Origin of the sequence: Citrobacter tructae (assembly GCF_004684345.1) — a bacterium.
GTDB lineage: Bacteria > Pseudomonadota > Gammaproteobacteria > Enterobacterales > Enterobacteriaceae > Citrobacter > Citrobacter tructae.
Window position 1 is genome coordinate 3,819,372 of the sequence record NZ_CP038469.1, and the last position, 12,413, is coordinate 3,831,784.

The window sequence follows — 12,413 nt, forward strand, 5'->3', positions numbered from 1 at the left end:
ACGCTCATGCTGCATACTTTACATCGCTCTGCGTGGCTGACCGACTTCTCTTCCCTGTTGCGTCTCGTTGGCGCAGATGACGAGCTTTTATTGCTCCAGGATGGCGTGACTGCGGCAATAGAAGGCAGTCGTTTCCTTGAAACTCTGCGAAATGCCTCCATTAAGGTTTATGTACTGGAAGAAGACATTAAGGCTCGTGGGTTGTGTGGTCAAATTTCAGACAGTGTCGTCAGGGTTAGCTATACTGACTTCGTCAGACTTACGGTGAAGCATCCCAACCAGATGGCCTGGTAATTGCGGGATCGTTGTATATTTCTTGACACCTTTTCGACACCGACCTAAAATTCTGCGTCCTCATATTGTATGAGGTCGTTTTATTACGTGTTTACGAAGCAAAAGCTAAAACCAGGAGCTATTTAATGGCAACAGTTAACCAGCTGGTACGCAAACCACGCGCACGCAAAGTTGCAAAGAGCAACGTGCCTGCGCTGGAAGCCTGCCCGCAGAAACGTGGTGTATGTACCCGTGTATATACCACCACTCCTAAAAAACCAAACTCCGCACTGCGTAAAGTATGCCGTGTGCGTTTGACTAACGGTTTCGAAGTGACTTCCTACATCGGTGGTGAAGGTCACAACCTGCAGGAACACTCCGTGATCCTGATCCGTGGCGGTCGTGTAAAAGACCTTCCGGGTGTTCGTTACCACACCGTTCGTGGTGCGCTTGACTGCTCCGGCGTTAAAGACCGTAAGCAATCTCGCTCCAAGTATGGCGTGAAACGTCCTAAGGCTTAATGGTTCTCCGTTAAGTAAGGCCAAACGTTTTATATTAATGTCAAACTAAACTCGTAGAGTTTTGGACAATCCTGAATTAACAACGGAGTATTCCCATGCCACGTCGTCGCGTCATTGGTCAGCGTAAAATTCTGCCGGATCCTAAGTTCGGATCAGAGCTGCTGGCTAAATTTGTAAATATCCTGATGGTAGATGGTAAAAAATCTACTGCAGAAACCATCGTATACAGTGCCCTGGAGACCCTGGCTCAGCGCGCTGGTAAAGATGGCCTGGAAGCCTTTGAAGTAGCCCTTGAAAACGTGCGCCCGACTGTCGAAGTTAAGTCTCGCCGCGTTGGTGGTTCTACTTATCAGGTACCAGTTGAAGTCCGTCCGGTCCGTCGTAATGCTCTGGCAATGCGTTGGATCGTTGAAGCTGCTCGTAAACGCGGTGATAAATCCATGGCTCTGCGCCTGGCGAACGAACTTTCTGATGCTGCAGAAAACAAAGGTACTGCAGTTAAGAAACGTGAAGACGTTCACCGTATGGCAGAAGCCAACAAGGCGTTCGCACACTACCGTTGGTAATCCCTTCGGAGTAATAGTCACCAGGCGGGCGCTTCCTGTAAGCAGCCCGCTTTGGGCTACTTAAATTGAACGCCTAAAAGATAAACGAGGAATCAAATGGCTCGTACAACACCCATCGCGCGCTACCGTAACATCGGTATCAGTGCGCACATCGACGCCGGTAAAACCACTACTACCGAACGTATTCTGTTCTACACCGGTGTAAACCATAAAATCGGTGAAGTTCATGACGGCGCAGCCACCATGGACTGGATGGAGCAGGAGCAGGAGCGTGGTATTACTATCACCTCCGCAGCGACTACTGCATTCTGGTCTGGTATGGCCAAGCAGTATGAACCGCATCGCGTAAACATCATCGACACCCCGGGGCACGTTGACTTCACTATCGAAGTAGAACGTTCCATGCGTGTGCTTGATGGTGCAGTAATGGTTTACTGCGCAGTTGGTGGTGTTCAGCCGCAGTCTGAAACCGTATGGCGTCAGGCTAACAAATATAAAGTTCCACGTATTGCGTTCGTTAACAAAATGGACCGTATGGGTGCGAACTTCCTGAAAGTTGTTGGTCAGATCAAAACCCGTCTGGGCGCGAACCCTGTTCCGCTGCAGTTGGCGATTGGTGCTGAAGAACATTTCACCGGTGTTGTTGACCTGGTGAAAATGAAAGCCATCAACTGGAACGAAGAAGATGCAGGCGTAACCTTCACTTATGAAGATATCCCAGCAGACATGCAGGAACTGGCCGAAGAATGGCACCAGAACCTGATCGAGTCCGCTGCAGAAGCTTCAGAAGAACTGATGGAGAAATACCTGGGTGGTGAAGAACTGACTGAAGAAGAGATCAAGAAAGCTCTGCGTCAGCGCGTTCTGAACAACGAAATCATCCTGGTAACCTGTGGTTCTGCGTTCAAGAACAAAGGTGTTCAGGCGATGCTGGATGCGGTAATTGATTACCTGCCATCCCCAGTCGACGTACCTGCGATCAACGGTATTCTGGACGACGGTAAAGATACTCCGGCTGAGCGTCACGCTAGCGATGAAGAGCCGTTTGCTGCTCTGGCATTCAAAATCGCTACCGACCCGTTCGTGGGTAACTTGACCTTCTTCCGCGTGTACTCTGGCGTGGTTAACTCTGGTGATACCATCCTGAACTCCGTGAAAACTGCACGTGAGCGTTTCGGTCGTATCGTTCAGATGCACGCTAACAAACGTGAAGAGATCAAAGAAGTTCGCGCGGGCGACATCGCTGCTGCTATCGGTCTGAAAGACGTAACTACGGGTGACACGCTGTGTGATCCTAACGCGCCAATCATTCTGGAGCGTATGGAATTCCCTGAGCCGGTAATCTCCATCGCGGTAGAACCGAAAACCAAAGCTGACCAGGAAAAAATGGGTCTGGCTCTGGGCCGTCTGGCTAAAGAAGACCCGTCTTTCCGCGTATGGACTGACGAAGAATCTAACCAGACCATTATCGCCGGTATGGGTGAGCTGCACCTCGACATCATCGTTGACCGCATGAAGCGTGAATTCAACGTTGAAGCGAACGTCGGTAAACCTCAGGTTGCTTACCGTGAAGCGATTCGCGCGAAAGTTACCGATATCGAAGGTAAACACGCTAAGCAGTCTGGTGGTCGCGGTCAGTACGGTCATGTTGTTATCGACATGTACCCGCTGGAGCCGGGTTCAAACCCGAAAGGCTACGAGTTCATCAACGACATTAAAGGTGGTGTAATTCCTGGCGAATACATCCCGGCCGTTGATAAAGGCATCCAGGAACAGCTGAAATCTGGCCCGCTGGCTGGCTATCCGGTTGTTGATCTGGGCGTGCGTCTGCACTTCGGTTCTTACCATGACGTTGACTCCTCTGAGCTGGCGTTTAAACTGGCCGCTTCTATCGCCTTCAAAGATGGCTTTAAGAAAGCGAAACCTGTTCTGCTTGAGCCGATCATGAAGGTTGAAGTAGAAACGCCGGAAGAGAACACTGGTGACGTCATCGGTGACCTTAGCCGTCGTCGTGGTATGCTGCGTGGTCAGGAATCTAACGTCACTGGCGTTGTGATTCACGCTGAAGTTCCGCTGTCTGAAATGTTCGGATATGCAACTCAACTGCGTTCTCTGACCAAAGGTCGTGCTTCTTACTCCATGGAGTTCCTGAAGTATGATGATGCGCCGAACAACGTTGCTCAGGCCGTAATCGAAGCCCGCGGTAAATAAGCCGCAGGGTTAAAAACCAAAATCCCGTGCTCTCTCTATAAGGGGAGAGCACTATAGTAAGGAATATAGCCGTGTCTAAAGAAAAATTTGAACGTACAAAACCGCACGTTAACGTCGGCACCATCGGCCACGTTGACCACGGTAAAACTACTCTGACCGCTGCAATCACCACCGTACTGGCTAAAACCTACGGCGGTTCTGCTCGCGCATTCGATCAGATCGATAACGCACCGGAAGAAAAAGCTCGTGGTATCACCATCAACACTTCTCACGTTGAATATGACACCCCGACTCGCCACTACGCACACGTAGACTGCCCGGGCCACGCCGACTATGTTAAAAACATGATCACCGGTGCTGCGCAGATGGACGGCGCGATCCTGGTTGTTGCTGCGACTGACGGCCCGATGCCGCAGACTCGTGAGCACATCCTGCTGGGTCGTCAGGTTGGCGTTCCGTACATCATCGTGTTCCTGAACAAATGCGACATGGTTGATGACGAAGAGCTGCTGGAACTGGTAGAAATGGAAGTTCGTGAACTTCTGTCTCAGTACGATTTCCCGGGCGACGACACTCCGATCGTTCGCGGTTCTGCTCTGAAAGCGCTGGAAGGCGAAGCAGAGTGGGAAGCTAAAATCGTTGAACTGGCTGGCTACCTGGATTCTTACATCCCGGAACCAGAGCGTGCGATTGACAAGCCGTTCCTGCTGCCTATCGAAGACGTATTCTCCATCTCCGGCCGTGGTACCGTTGTTACCGGTCGTGTAGAGCGCGGTATCGTTAAAGTTGGCGAAGAAGTTGAAATCGTTGGTATCAAAGAGACTGCTAAGTCTACCTGTACTGGCGTTGAAATGTTCCGCAAACTGCTGGACGAAGGCCGTGCTGGTGAGAACGTTGGTGTTCTGCTGCGTGGTATCAAACGTGAAGAAATCGAACGTGGTCAGGTACTGGCTAAGCCGGGCTCTATCAAGCCGCACACCAAGTTCGAATCTGAAGTTTACATCCTGTCCAAAGACGAAGGCGGCCGTCATACTCCGTTCTTCAAAGGCTACCGTCCTCAGTTCTACTTCCGTACTACTGACGTGACTGGTACCATCGAACTGCCAGAAGGCGTAGAGATGGTAATGCCGGGCGACAACATCAAAATGGTTGTTACCCTGATCCACCCGATCGCGATGGACGACGGTCTGCGTTTCGCAATCCGTGAAGGCGGCCGTACCGTTGGCGCGGGCGTTGTTGCTAAAGTTCTGAGCTAATTACTCGTTAATTAGTTTTGAATTGAAAAGGGCGCTTAGGCGCCCTTTTTGCTGCCTGTGATTTAACGTCTGTAATATTTATTCGCATTTTTGGCGAGACCAGTCAGCATACAAACAGTATTGTGCTATTGTAATCATAACTATTCTCATTTACACTTTGCGCATAAATTGAACGGGAGCAATCATGTACGTTTGTTTGTGTAATGCGATAAGTGATAAAAAAATTCGTCAGGCTGTTCGCCAGTTTCATCCGCAATCCTTTCAGCAATTACGTAAATTTATTCCTGTTGGAAATCAATGTGGTAAATGCATTCGTGCCGCGCGTGAAGTGATGCAAGATGAGCTGACACAAATGCCAGAATTTAAAGAGATCGCCTAAGTCACACTCTTTTTTTTGACATCCCGGTAGCCCCATCTACGCTCTAAGAGTGGAAGCGGAGGGACTATAAAATGAAAGGTGATGTTAAAATCATAAATTATCTCAATAAACTATTGGGAAATGAGCTTGTCGCGATCAACCAGTATTTTCTCCATGCCCGAATGTTTAAAAACTGGGGGCTGACTCGCCTCAATGATGTTGAGTACCATGAATCTATCGATGAGATGAAACACGCCGATAAATATATCGAACGTATTTTATTCTTAGAAGGTCTCCCAAACTTACAGGATCTTGGTAAGTTGGGTATAGGCGAAGATGTTGAAGAGATGCTGCAATCCGATCTTCGACTCGAACTCGATGGCGCAAAAGATTTACGCGAAGCCATTGCTTATGCCGATAGCGTTCATGACTATGTCAGTCGGGACATGATGATAGAGATCCTGACCGATGAAGAAGGGCATATTGACTGGCTTGAAACGGAGCTGGATCTGATTGGAAAACTGGGATTGCAAAATTATCTGCAGTCGCAAATTAAAGTCAGTGACTAAACGCCCTGTATCAGATTTACCCCGCCAATAATAAAACCCGCAGCCGCCAGATATGGCCCAAATGGCAGCGGGTTTTTTAGTCGCATTTTGCCATGTCTGATACATTCAACTCCCATCATGCAGCAGGCTAAGCAAGCAGCCAGGAAGACTAAAAGCGGTAATGATTCCCACCGGTGCCAGGCACCCAACGCGGCGAGGAATTTTATATCGCCATAGCCTAATCCTTCATATTTCCGCACCAGGCGATAGCTCCAGTAGATCAAAGAAAACGCGCAATAGCCTACTATGGCCCCCCAAAGTGCGCCGGATAGCAATGCCGGTTCACAGCACTGGTAGTAAAGAAGACCACACCAGAGAAGAGGGCAGGTAAATTTGTCGGGTAATAACCCGGTGCGTAAATCCTCGAGCCAAAGCAGCCCGCATAATGAGATGTAGAGAAACAGAAAGGGGAGGCCGGTGTACATGCGCGAATCCTCTGTGGCAAGAGATGCCACCTTCAAGCAAACATGTCGGTCATACAAGGCTTGATTGCTCATTACGTTTGCTTCCTTCCAGAAAAATTACGGCGTACAAAATCCCCAGCAATCAAAGCGGAATAGCGTTCGCATTACCGGCTGAGTGATTAATATCTACGCGGCACTTGCGTAAGGCTGAGATTTACGTATAATGCGCGGGCTTGTCTAATATTGACAGCGGTTCGATATGAGCCACCGGTATTGCGAAAGCGATACCAGACAATGTTCCCAATCGGGGAACTCTGTAAGAACGGTTACACTCTCCCATCAATCGTAATGGGTTTGAGGAGTAACTATTTCGTCTATAAAATAATTGGAGCTCTGGTCTCATGCAGAACCAAAGAATCCGTATCCGTTTGAAAGCGTTTGATCATCGTCTGATTGATCAATCAACCGCGGAAATCGTCGAGACTGCCAAGCGCACTGGTGCGCAGGTTCGTGGTCCGATCCCGCTGCCGACCCGCAAAGAGCGCTTTACCGTTCTGATCTCTCCGCACGTTAACAAAGACGCGCGTGATCAGTACGAAATTCGCACTCACAAGCGTCTGGTTGACATCGTTGAGCCAACTGAAAAAACCGTTGATGCTCTGATGCGTCTGGACCTGGCTGCCGGTGTAGACGTGCAGATCAGCCTGGGTTAATCAGGTCATCGAGCGATTGAGAGGTTGATACAATGATTGGTTTAGTCGGTAAAAAAGTGGGTATGACCCGCATCTTCACTGAAGATGGCGTATCTATCCCAGTAACCGTTATCGAAGTTGAAGCAAACCGCGTTACTCAGATCAAAGATCTGGCTAACGATGGCTATCGCGCTGTTCAGGTTACCACTGGTGCTAAAAAAGCTAACCGTGTAACCAAGCCGGAAGCTGGTCACTTTGCTAAAGCTGGCGTAGAAGCTGGCCGCGGCCTGTGGGAGTTCCGTCTGGCAGATGGTGAAGAATACACCGTTGGTCAGAACATTAGCGTTGAACTGTTTGCTGACGTTAAAAAAGTTGACGTAACTGGCACCTCTAAAGGTAAAGGTTTCGCAGGTACCGTTAAGCGCTGGAACTTCCGTACCCAGGACGCAACTCACGGTAACTCCTTGTCTCACCGCGTTCCGGGTTCTATCGGTCAGAACCAGACTCCGGGCAAAGTGTTCAAAGGCAAGAAAATGGCAGGTCAGATGGGTAACGAGCGTGTCACCGTTCAGAGCCTTGACGTAGTACGCGTTGACGCTGAGCGCAACCTGCTGCTGGTTAAAGGTGGTGTTCCGGGTGCGACCGGTTGCGACCTGATCGTTAAACCAGCTGTGAAGGCGTAAGGGGATAGCAATGGAATTAGTATTGAAAGACGCGCAGAGCGCGCTGACTGTTTCCGAAACTACCTTCGGTCGTGATTTCAACGAAGCGCTGGTTCACCAGGTTGTTGTTGCTTATGCAGCTGGTGCTCGTCAGGGTACTCGTGCTCAGAAGACTCGTGCTGAAGTAACTGGTTCAGGCAAAAAGCCGTGGCGCCAGAAAGGTACCGGCCGTGCGCGTTCAGGTTCTATCAAGAGCCCGATCTGGCGTTCCGGTGGCGTAACCTTCGCTGCTCGCCCGCAGGACCACAGTCAAAAAGTTAACAAAAAGATGTACCGCGGCGCGCTGAAAAGCATTCTGTCCGAACTGGTACGTCAGGATCGTCTGATCGTTGTCGAATCATTCTCTGTAGAAGCGCCTAAAACTAAGCTGCTGGCACAGAAACTGAAAGACATGGCTCTGGAAGATGTGCTGATCATCACCGGTGAGCTGGACGAAAACCTGTTCCTGGCTGCGCGCAACCTGCACAAGGTTGACGTACGCGATGCAACTGGTATCGACCCGGTTAGCCTGATCGCCTTCGACAAAGTCGTAATGACTGCTGATGCTGTTAAGCAAGTTGAGGAGATGCTGGCATGATTCGTGAAGAACGTTTGCTGAAGGTGCTGCGTGCACCGCACGTTTCTGAAAAAGCGTCTGCTGCGATGGAAAAAACCAATACCATCGTTCTCAAAGTTGCTAAAGACGCGACCAAAGCAGAAATCAAAGCTGCTGTGCAGAAACTGTTTGAAGTCGAAGTCGAAGTCGTTAACACCCTGGTAGTTAAAGGGAAAGTTAAACGTCACGGACAGCGTATCGGTCGTCGTAGCGACTGGAAAAAAGCTTACGTCACCCTGAAGGAAGGCCAGAATCTGGACTTCGTCGGCGGCGCTGAGTAAGTCGGAGGAGTAATACAATGGCAGTTGTTAAATGTAAACCGACATCTCCGGGTCGTCGCCACGTCGTTAAAGTGGTCAACCCAGAGCTGCACAAGGGCAAACCTTTTGCTCCGCTGGTTGAAAAAAACAGCAAATCCGGTGGTCGTAACAACAATGGCCGTATCACCACTCGTCACATCGGTGGTGGTCATAAGCAGGCTTATCGTATCGTTGACTTCAAACGCAACAAAGACGGTATCCCGGCAATTGTTGAACGTCTTGAGTACGATCCGAACCGTTCCGCGAACATCGCGCTGGTTCTGTACAAAGACGGCGAACGTCGTTATATCCTGGCCCCTAAAGGCCTGAAAGCTGGTGACCAGGTTCAATCTGGCGTTGATGCTGCAATCAAAGCAGGTAACACCCTGCCGATGCGCAATATCCCGGTTGGTTCTACCGTTCATAACGTAGAAATGAAACCAGGTAAAGGCGGTCAGCTGGCACGTTCCGCTGGTACTTACGTTCAGATCGTTGCTCGCGATGGTGCTTATGTCACCCTGCGTCTGCGTTCTGGTGAAATGCGTAAAGTCGAAGCAGACTGCCGTGCAACTCTGGGCGAAGTTGGCAATGCTGAGCATATGCTGCGCGTTCTGGGTAAAGCAGGTGCTGCACGCTGGCGTGGTGTTCGTCCTACCGTTCGCGGTACTGCGATGAACCCAGTCGATCACCCACATGGTGGTGGTGAAGGTCGTAACTTTGGTAAGCACCCGGTAACTCCGTGGGGCGTTCAGACCAAAGGTAAGAAGACCCGCAGCAACAAGCGTACTGATAAATTCATCGTACGTCGCCGTAGCAAATAATTTTAGAGGATAAGCCATGCCACGTTCTCTCAAGAAAGGTCCTTTTATTGACCTGCACTTGCTGAAGAAGGTAGAGAAAGCGGTGGAAAGCGGAGACAAGAAGCCCCTGCGCACTTGGTCCCGTCGTTCAACGATCTTTCCTAACATGATCGGTTTGACCATCGCTGTCCATAATGGTCGTCAGCACGTTCCGGTATTTGTTTCCGACGAAATGGTCGGTCACAAACTGGGTGAATTCGCACCGACTCGTACTTATCGCGGCCATGCTGCTGATAAAAAAGCGAAGAAGAAATAAGGTAGGAGGAAGAGATGGAAACTTTAGCTCAACATCGCCATGCTCGTTCTTCTGCTCAGAAGGTTCGCCTTGTTGCAGACCTGATTCGCGGTAAGAAAGTGTCGCAGGCTCTGGATATTCTGACCTACACCAATAAGAAAGCGGCTGTACTGGTTAAGAAAGTCCTGGAATCTGCCATTGCTAACGCTGAACACAACGATGGCGCTGACATTGACGATCTGAAAGTTACGAAAATTTTCGTAGACGAAGGCCCTAGCATGAAGCGCATTATGCCGCGTGCAAAAGGTCGTGCAGATCGCATCCTGAAGCGCACCAGCCACATTACTGTGGTTGTGTCCGATCGCTGAGACTCTGGAGACTAGCAATGGGTCAGAAAGTACATCCTAATGGTATTCGCCTGGGTATTGTAAAACCATGGAATTCAACCTGGTTTGCGAACACCAAAGAATTCGCTGACAACCTGGACAGCGATTTTAAAGTACGTCAGTACCTGACTAAGGAACTGGCTAAAGCGTCTGTATCTCGTATCGTTATCGAGCGTCCGGCTAAGAGCATCCGTGTGACCATTCACACCGCTCGCCCGGGTATCGTTATCGGTAAGAAAGGCGAAGACGTAGAAAAACTGCGCAAAGTCGTAGCTGATATTGCTGGCGTACCTGCCCAGATCAATATCGCCGAAGTGCGTAAGCCTGAACTGGACGCAAAATTGGTTGCTGACAGCATCACTTCTCAGCTGGAACGTCGCGTTATGTTCCGTCGTGCTATGAAGCGTGCTGTACAGAACGCAATGCGTCTGGGCGCTAAAGGTATTAAAGTTGAAGTTAGCGGCCGTCTGGGCGGCGCGGAAATCGCACGTACCGAATGGTACCGCGAAGGTCGCGTACCTCTGCACACTCTGCGTGCTGACATCGACTACAACACCTCTGAAGCGCACACCACTTACGGTGTAATCGGCGTTAAGGTATGGATCTTCAAAGGCGAGATCCTGGGTGGTATGGCTGCTGTTGAACAACCGGAACCGGCTGCTCAACCTAAAAAGCAGCAGCGTAAAGGCCGTAAATAAGGAGCGTCGCTGATGTTACAACCAAAGCGTACAAAATTCCGTAAAATGCACAAAGGCCGTAACCGCGGTCTGGCGCAGGGTACGGATGTTAGCTTCGGCAGCTTCGGTCTGAAAGCTGTTGGCCGTGGTCGTCTGACTGCCCGTCAGATCGAAGCAGCACGTCGTGCTATGACCCGTGCAGTTAAGCGTCAAGGTAAGATCTGGATCCGTGTATTCCCGGACAAACCGATCACTGAAAAGCCGCTGGCAGTGCGTATGGGTAAAGGTAAAGGTAACGTGGAGTATTGGGTTGCCTTGATTCAGCCGGGTAAAGTCCTGTATGAAATGGACGGTGTACCGGAAGAGCTGGCCCGTGAAGCATTCAAGCTGGCAGCAGCGAAACTGCCGATTAAAACCACCTTTGTAACTAAGACGGTGATGTAATGAAAGCAAAAGAGCTGCGTGAGAAGAGTGTTGAAGAGCTGAACACCGAGCTGCTGAATCTGCTGCGTGAGCAGTTCAACCTGCGTATGCAGGCTGCAAGTGGCCAGCTGCAACAGTCTCACCTGTTGAAGCAAGTGCGTCGTGATGTCGCACGCGTTAAGACTTTACTGACTGAGAAGGCGGGTGCGTAATGACCGATAAAATCCGTACTCTGCAAGGTCGTGTTGTTAGCGACAAAATGGAGAAATCCATTGTTGTTGCTATCGAACGTTTCGTGAAACACCCGATCTACGGTAAATTCATCAAGCGTACGACCAAACTGCACGTACATGACGAGAACAACGAATGCGGTACTGGTGACGTGGTTGAAATCCGCGAATGCCGTCCGCTGTCCAAGACTAAGTCCTGGACGCTGGTTCGCGTTGTAGAGAAAGCTGTTCTGTAATAGAGTATGCATTCTCAACGAATAAACGGCTCAGCGATGAGCCGTTTATTTTTTCTACCCATATCGTTGAAGCGGTGTTATAATGCCGCGCCCCCGATATGGGGCTTTTTAACGACCTGATTTTCGGGTCTCAGTAGTAGTTGACATTAGCGGAGCACTAAAATGATCCAAGAACAGACTATGCTGAACGTCGCCGACAACTCCGGTGCACGTCGCGTAATGTGTATCAAGGTTCTGGGTGGCTCGCACCGTCGCTACGCAGGCGTAGGCGACATCATCAAGATCACCATCAAGGAAGCAATTCCGCGTGGTAAGGTCAAAAAAGGTGATGTGCTGAAGGCGGTAGTGGTGCGCACCAAGAAGGGTGTTCGTCGCCCGGACGGTTCTGTCATTCGCTTCGATGGTAATGCATGCGTTATTTTAAACAATAACAGCGAGCAACCTATCGGTACGCGTATTTTTGGGCCGGTAACTCGTGAACTTCGTAACGAGAAGTTCATGAAAATTATCTCTCTGGCACCAGAAGTACTCTAAGGAGCGAATCATGGCAGCGAAGATCCGTCGTGATGACGAAGTTATCGTGTTAACCGGTAAAGATAAAGGTAAACGCGGTAAAGTAAAAAATGTCCTGTCTTCCGGCAAGGTCATTGTTGAAGGTATCAACCTGGTTAAGAAACATCAGAAGCCGGTTCCGGCCCTGAACCAACCAGGCGGCATTGTAGAGAAAGAAGCAGCTATTCAGATCTCTAACCTTGCTATCTTCAACGCGGCAACCGGCAAGGCTGACCGTGTAGGCTTTAGATTCGAAGACGGCAAAAAAGTCCGTTTCTTCAAGTCTAACAGCGAAACTATCAAGTAATT

General features: G+C 49.9%; 21 protein-coding genes. 20 read left to right on the forward strand and 1 reads right to left on the reverse strand.

The features are described from left to right. Positions 1-6 precede the first annotated feature (6 nt). The 7 genes from tusB (at position 7) to bfr (ending at position 5,754) form a co-directional block, all read left to right on the forward strand. Positions 7-294, forward strand: coding sequence for a sulfurtransferase complex subunit TusB (gene tusB, locus E4Z61_RS18895; protein WP_135324091.1), 288 nt, complete (start codon positions 7-9; stop codon positions 292-294). Positions 295-419: 125 nt separating this feature from the next. Then, on the forward strand, positions 420-794 hold the full coding sequence (gene rpsL, locus E4Z61_RS18900) for a 30S ribosomal protein S12 (RefSeq protein WP_003023654.1): 375 nt from the start codon (positions 420-422) through the stop codon (positions 792-794). A 95-nt stretch (positions 795-889) separates the two neighbouring features. Further along, positions 890-1,360 carry a 30S ribosomal protein S7 gene (rpsG, locus tag E4Z61_RS18905; RefSeq protein WP_135324092.1) on the forward strand — a complete coding sequence of 157 codons (471 nt, stop codon included), beginning with the start codon at positions 890-892 and terminating at the stop codon, positions 1,358-1,360. A 96-nt stretch (positions 1,361-1,456) separates the two neighbouring features. Further along, a complete protein-coding gene (gene fusA, locus E4Z61_RS18910) occupies positions 1,457-3,571 on the forward strand; it encodes an elongation factor G (RefSeq protein WP_135324093.1) in 2,115 nt (704 codons plus the stop codon). A gap of 71 nt (positions 3,572-3,642) precedes the next feature. Beyond that, entirely contained in the window at positions 3,643-4,827 is a 1,185-nt protein-coding gene (gene tuf, locus E4Z61_RS18915; protein WP_135324094.1) for an elongation factor Tu, read from the forward strand. A 184-nt stretch (positions 4,828-5,011) separates the two neighbouring features. Next, positions 5,012-5,206 carry a bacterioferritin-associated ferredoxin gene (gene bfd, locus E4Z61_RS18920; RefSeq protein WP_003031111.1) on the forward strand — a complete coding sequence of 65 codons (195 nt, stop codon included), beginning with the start codon at positions 5,012-5,014 and terminating at the stop codon, positions 5,204-5,206. A gap of 71 nt (positions 5,207-5,277) precedes the next feature. Further along, on the forward strand, positions 5,278-5,754 hold the full coding sequence (bfr, locus tag E4Z61_RS18925) for a bacterioferritin (RefSeq protein ID WP_135324095.1): 477 nt from the start codon (positions 5,278-5,280) through the stop codon (positions 5,752-5,754). Here bfr and E4Z61_RS18930 read toward each other — a convergent pair. Beyond that, entirely contained in the window at positions 5,751-6,218 is a 468-nt protein-coding gene (locus E4Z61_RS18930; protein WP_135324965.1) for a prepilin peptidase, read from the reverse strand. The genes bfr and E4Z61_RS18930 overlap by 4 nt on opposite strands. A gap of 380 nt (positions 6,219-6,598) precedes the next feature. Here E4Z61_RS18930 and rpsJ point away from each other — a divergent pair, with 380 nt between their 5' ends. The 13 genes from rpsJ (at position 6,599) to rplX (ending at position 12,411) form a co-directional block, all read left to right on the forward strand. After that, positions 6,599-6,910, forward strand: coding sequence for a 30S ribosomal protein S10 (gene rpsJ, locus E4Z61_RS18935; RefSeq protein WP_001181005.1), 312 nt, complete (start codon positions 6,599-6,601; stop codon positions 6,908-6,910). A gap of 32 nt (positions 6,911-6,942) precedes the next feature. Then, a complete protein-coding gene (gene rplC, locus E4Z61_RS18940; protein ID WP_096759318.1) occupies positions 6,943-7,572 on the forward strand; it encodes a 50S ribosomal protein L3 in 630 nt (209 codons plus the stop codon). A gap of 10 nt (positions 7,573-7,582) precedes the next feature. After that, the gene (gene rplD, locus E4Z61_RS18945) at positions 7,583-8,188 is read left to right on the forward strand and encodes a 50S ribosomal protein L4 (protein WP_003031119.1); all 606 of its coding nucleotides are present in this window, start codon (positions 7,583-7,585) and stop codon (positions 8,186-8,188) included. Further along, positions 8,185-8,487, forward strand: coding sequence for a 50S ribosomal protein L23 (gene rplW, locus E4Z61_RS18950; protein ID WP_004868363.1), 303 nt, complete (start codon positions 8,185-8,187; stop codon positions 8,485-8,487). Before rplD ends, rplW begins: the two co-directional genes overlap by 4 nt. A gap of 17 nt (positions 8,488-8,504) precedes the next feature. Beyond that, positions 8,505-9,326: a 50S ribosomal protein L2 gene (gene rplB / locus E4Z61_RS18955; protein ID WP_038634702.1), complete on the forward strand. Its 822-nt coding sequence runs from the start codon at positions 8,505-8,507 to the stop codon at positions 9,324-9,326. 16 nt (positions 9,327-9,342) lie between these two features. Continuing rightward, complete coding sequence (rpsS, locus tag E4Z61_RS18960; protein WP_001138115.1) at positions 9,343-9,621, forward strand: 30S ribosomal protein S19; 279 nt, start codon at positions 9,343-9,345, stop codon at positions 9,619-9,621. A 14-nt stretch (positions 9,622-9,635) separates the two neighbouring features. Next, positions 9,636-9,968, forward strand: coding sequence for a 50S ribosomal protein L22 (gene rplV / locus E4Z61_RS18965; protein WP_000448832.1), 333 nt, complete (start codon positions 9,636-9,638; stop codon positions 9,966-9,968). Between the two features lie 17 nt (positions 9,969-9,985). Continuing rightward, positions 9,986-10,684, forward strand: coding sequence for a 30S ribosomal protein S3 (gene rpsC / locus E4Z61_RS18970; RefSeq protein WP_006817277.1), 699 nt, complete (start codon positions 9,986-9,988; stop codon positions 10,682-10,684). A 12-nt stretch (positions 10,685-10,696) separates the two neighbouring features. Then, on the forward strand, positions 10,697-11,107 hold the full coding sequence (gene rplP / locus E4Z61_RS18975) for a 50S ribosomal protein L16 (RefSeq protein ID WP_000941212.1): 411 nt from the start codon (positions 10,697-10,699) through the stop codon (positions 11,105-11,107). After that, positions 11,107-11,298: a 50S ribosomal protein L29 gene (gene rpmC / locus E4Z61_RS18980; RefSeq protein ID WP_000644742.1), complete on the forward strand. Its 192-nt coding sequence runs from the start codon at positions 11,107-11,109 to the stop codon at positions 11,296-11,298. Before rplP ends, rpmC begins: the two co-directional genes overlap by 1 nt. Further along, entirely contained in the window at positions 11,298-11,552 is a 255-nt protein-coding gene (gene rpsQ / locus E4Z61_RS18985; RefSeq protein WP_003031120.1) for a 30S ribosomal protein S17, read from the forward strand. Before rpmC ends, rpsQ begins: the two co-directional genes overlap by 1 nt. Before the next feature lie 162 nt (positions 11,553-11,714). Next, a complete protein-coding gene (gene rplN / locus E4Z61_RS18990; RefSeq protein ID WP_000613954.1) occupies positions 11,715-12,086 on the forward strand; it encodes a 50S ribosomal protein L14 in 372 nt (123 codons plus the stop codon). Between the two features lie 10 nt (positions 12,087-12,096). Further along, a complete protein-coding gene (gene rplX, locus E4Z61_RS18995; protein ID WP_003031122.1) occupies positions 12,097-12,411 on the forward strand; it encodes a 50S ribosomal protein L24 in 315 nt (104 codons plus the stop codon). Positions 12,412-12,413: the final 2 nt, after the last annotated feature.

Excerpts from the sequence above, each read along its gene's own strand:
- rpmC (WP_000644742.1), top strand. The coding sequence starts at position 11,107 with ATGAAAGCAAAAGAGCTGCGTGAGAAGAGTGTTGAAGAGCTGAACACC.
- rplP (WP_000941212.1), top strand. The coding sequence starts at position 10,697 with ATGTTACAACCAAAGCGTACAAAATTCCGTAAAATGCACAAAGGCCGT.
- bfd (WP_003031111.1), top strand. The coding sequence starts at position 5,012 with ATGTACGTTTGTTTGTGTAATGCGATAAGTGATAAAAAAATTCGTCAG.
- bfr (WP_135324095.1), top strand. The coding sequence starts at position 5,278 with ATGAAAGGTGATGTTAAAATCATAAATTATCTCAATAAACTATTGGGA.
- tusB (WP_135324091.1), top strand. The coding sequence starts at position 7 with ATGCTGCATACTTTACATCGCTCTGCGTGGCTGACCGACTTCTCTTCC.
- rplD (WP_003031119.1), top strand. The coding sequence starts at position 7,583 with ATGGAATTAGTATTGAAAGACGCGCAGAGCGCGCTGACTGTTTCCGAA.
- rpsL (WP_003023654.1), top strand. The coding sequence starts at position 420 with ATGGCAACAGTTAACCAGCTGGTACGCAAACCACGCGCACGCAAAGTT.
- rplC (WP_096759318.1), top strand. The coding sequence starts at position 6,943 with ATGATTGGTTTAGTCGGTAAAAAAGTGGGTATGACCCGCATCTTCACT.
- E4Z61_RS18930 (WP_135324965.1), bottom strand. The coding sequence starts at position 6,218 with ATGTACACCGGCCTCCCCTTTCTGTTTCTCTACATCTCATTATGCGGG.
- rpsC (WP_006817277.1), top strand. The coding sequence starts at position 9,986 with ATGGGTCAGAAAGTACATCCTAATGGTATTCGCCTGGGTATTGTAAAA.
- rpsG (WP_135324092.1), top strand. The coding sequence starts at position 890 with ATGCCACGTCGTCGCGTCATTGGTCAGCGTAAAATTCTGCCGGATCCT.
- fusA (WP_135324093.1), top strand. The coding sequence starts at position 1,457 with ATGGCTCGTACAACACCCATCGCGCGCTACCGTAACATCGGTATCAGT.
- rplN (WP_000613954.1), top strand. The coding sequence starts at position 11,715 with ATGATCCAAGAACAGACTATGCTGAACGTCGCCGACAACTCCGGTGCA.
- rpsJ (WP_001181005.1), top strand. The coding sequence starts at position 6,599 with ATGCAGAACCAAAGAATCCGTATCCGTTTGAAAGCGTTTGATCATCGT.
- rpsQ (WP_003031120.1), top strand. The coding sequence starts at position 11,298 with ATGACCGATAAAATCCGTACTCTGCAAGGTCGTGTTGTTAGCGACAAA.
- rpsS (WP_001138115.1), top strand. The coding sequence starts at position 9,343 with ATGCCACGTTCTCTCAAGAAAGGTCCTTTTATTGACCTGCACTTGCTG.
- rplB (WP_038634702.1), top strand. The coding sequence starts at position 8,505 with ATGGCAGTTGTTAAATGTAAACCGACATCTCCGGGTCGTCGCCACGTC.
- rplX (WP_003031122.1), top strand. The coding sequence starts at position 12,097 with ATGGCAGCGAAGATCCGTCGTGATGACGAAGTTATCGTGTTAACCGGT.
- rplV (WP_000448832.1), top strand. The coding sequence starts at position 9,636 with ATGGAAACTTTAGCTCAACATCGCCATGCTCGTTCTTCTGCTCAGAAG.
- rplW (WP_004868363.1), top strand. The coding sequence starts at position 8,185 with ATGATTCGTGAAGAACGTTTGCTGAAGGTGCTGCGTGCACCGCACGTT.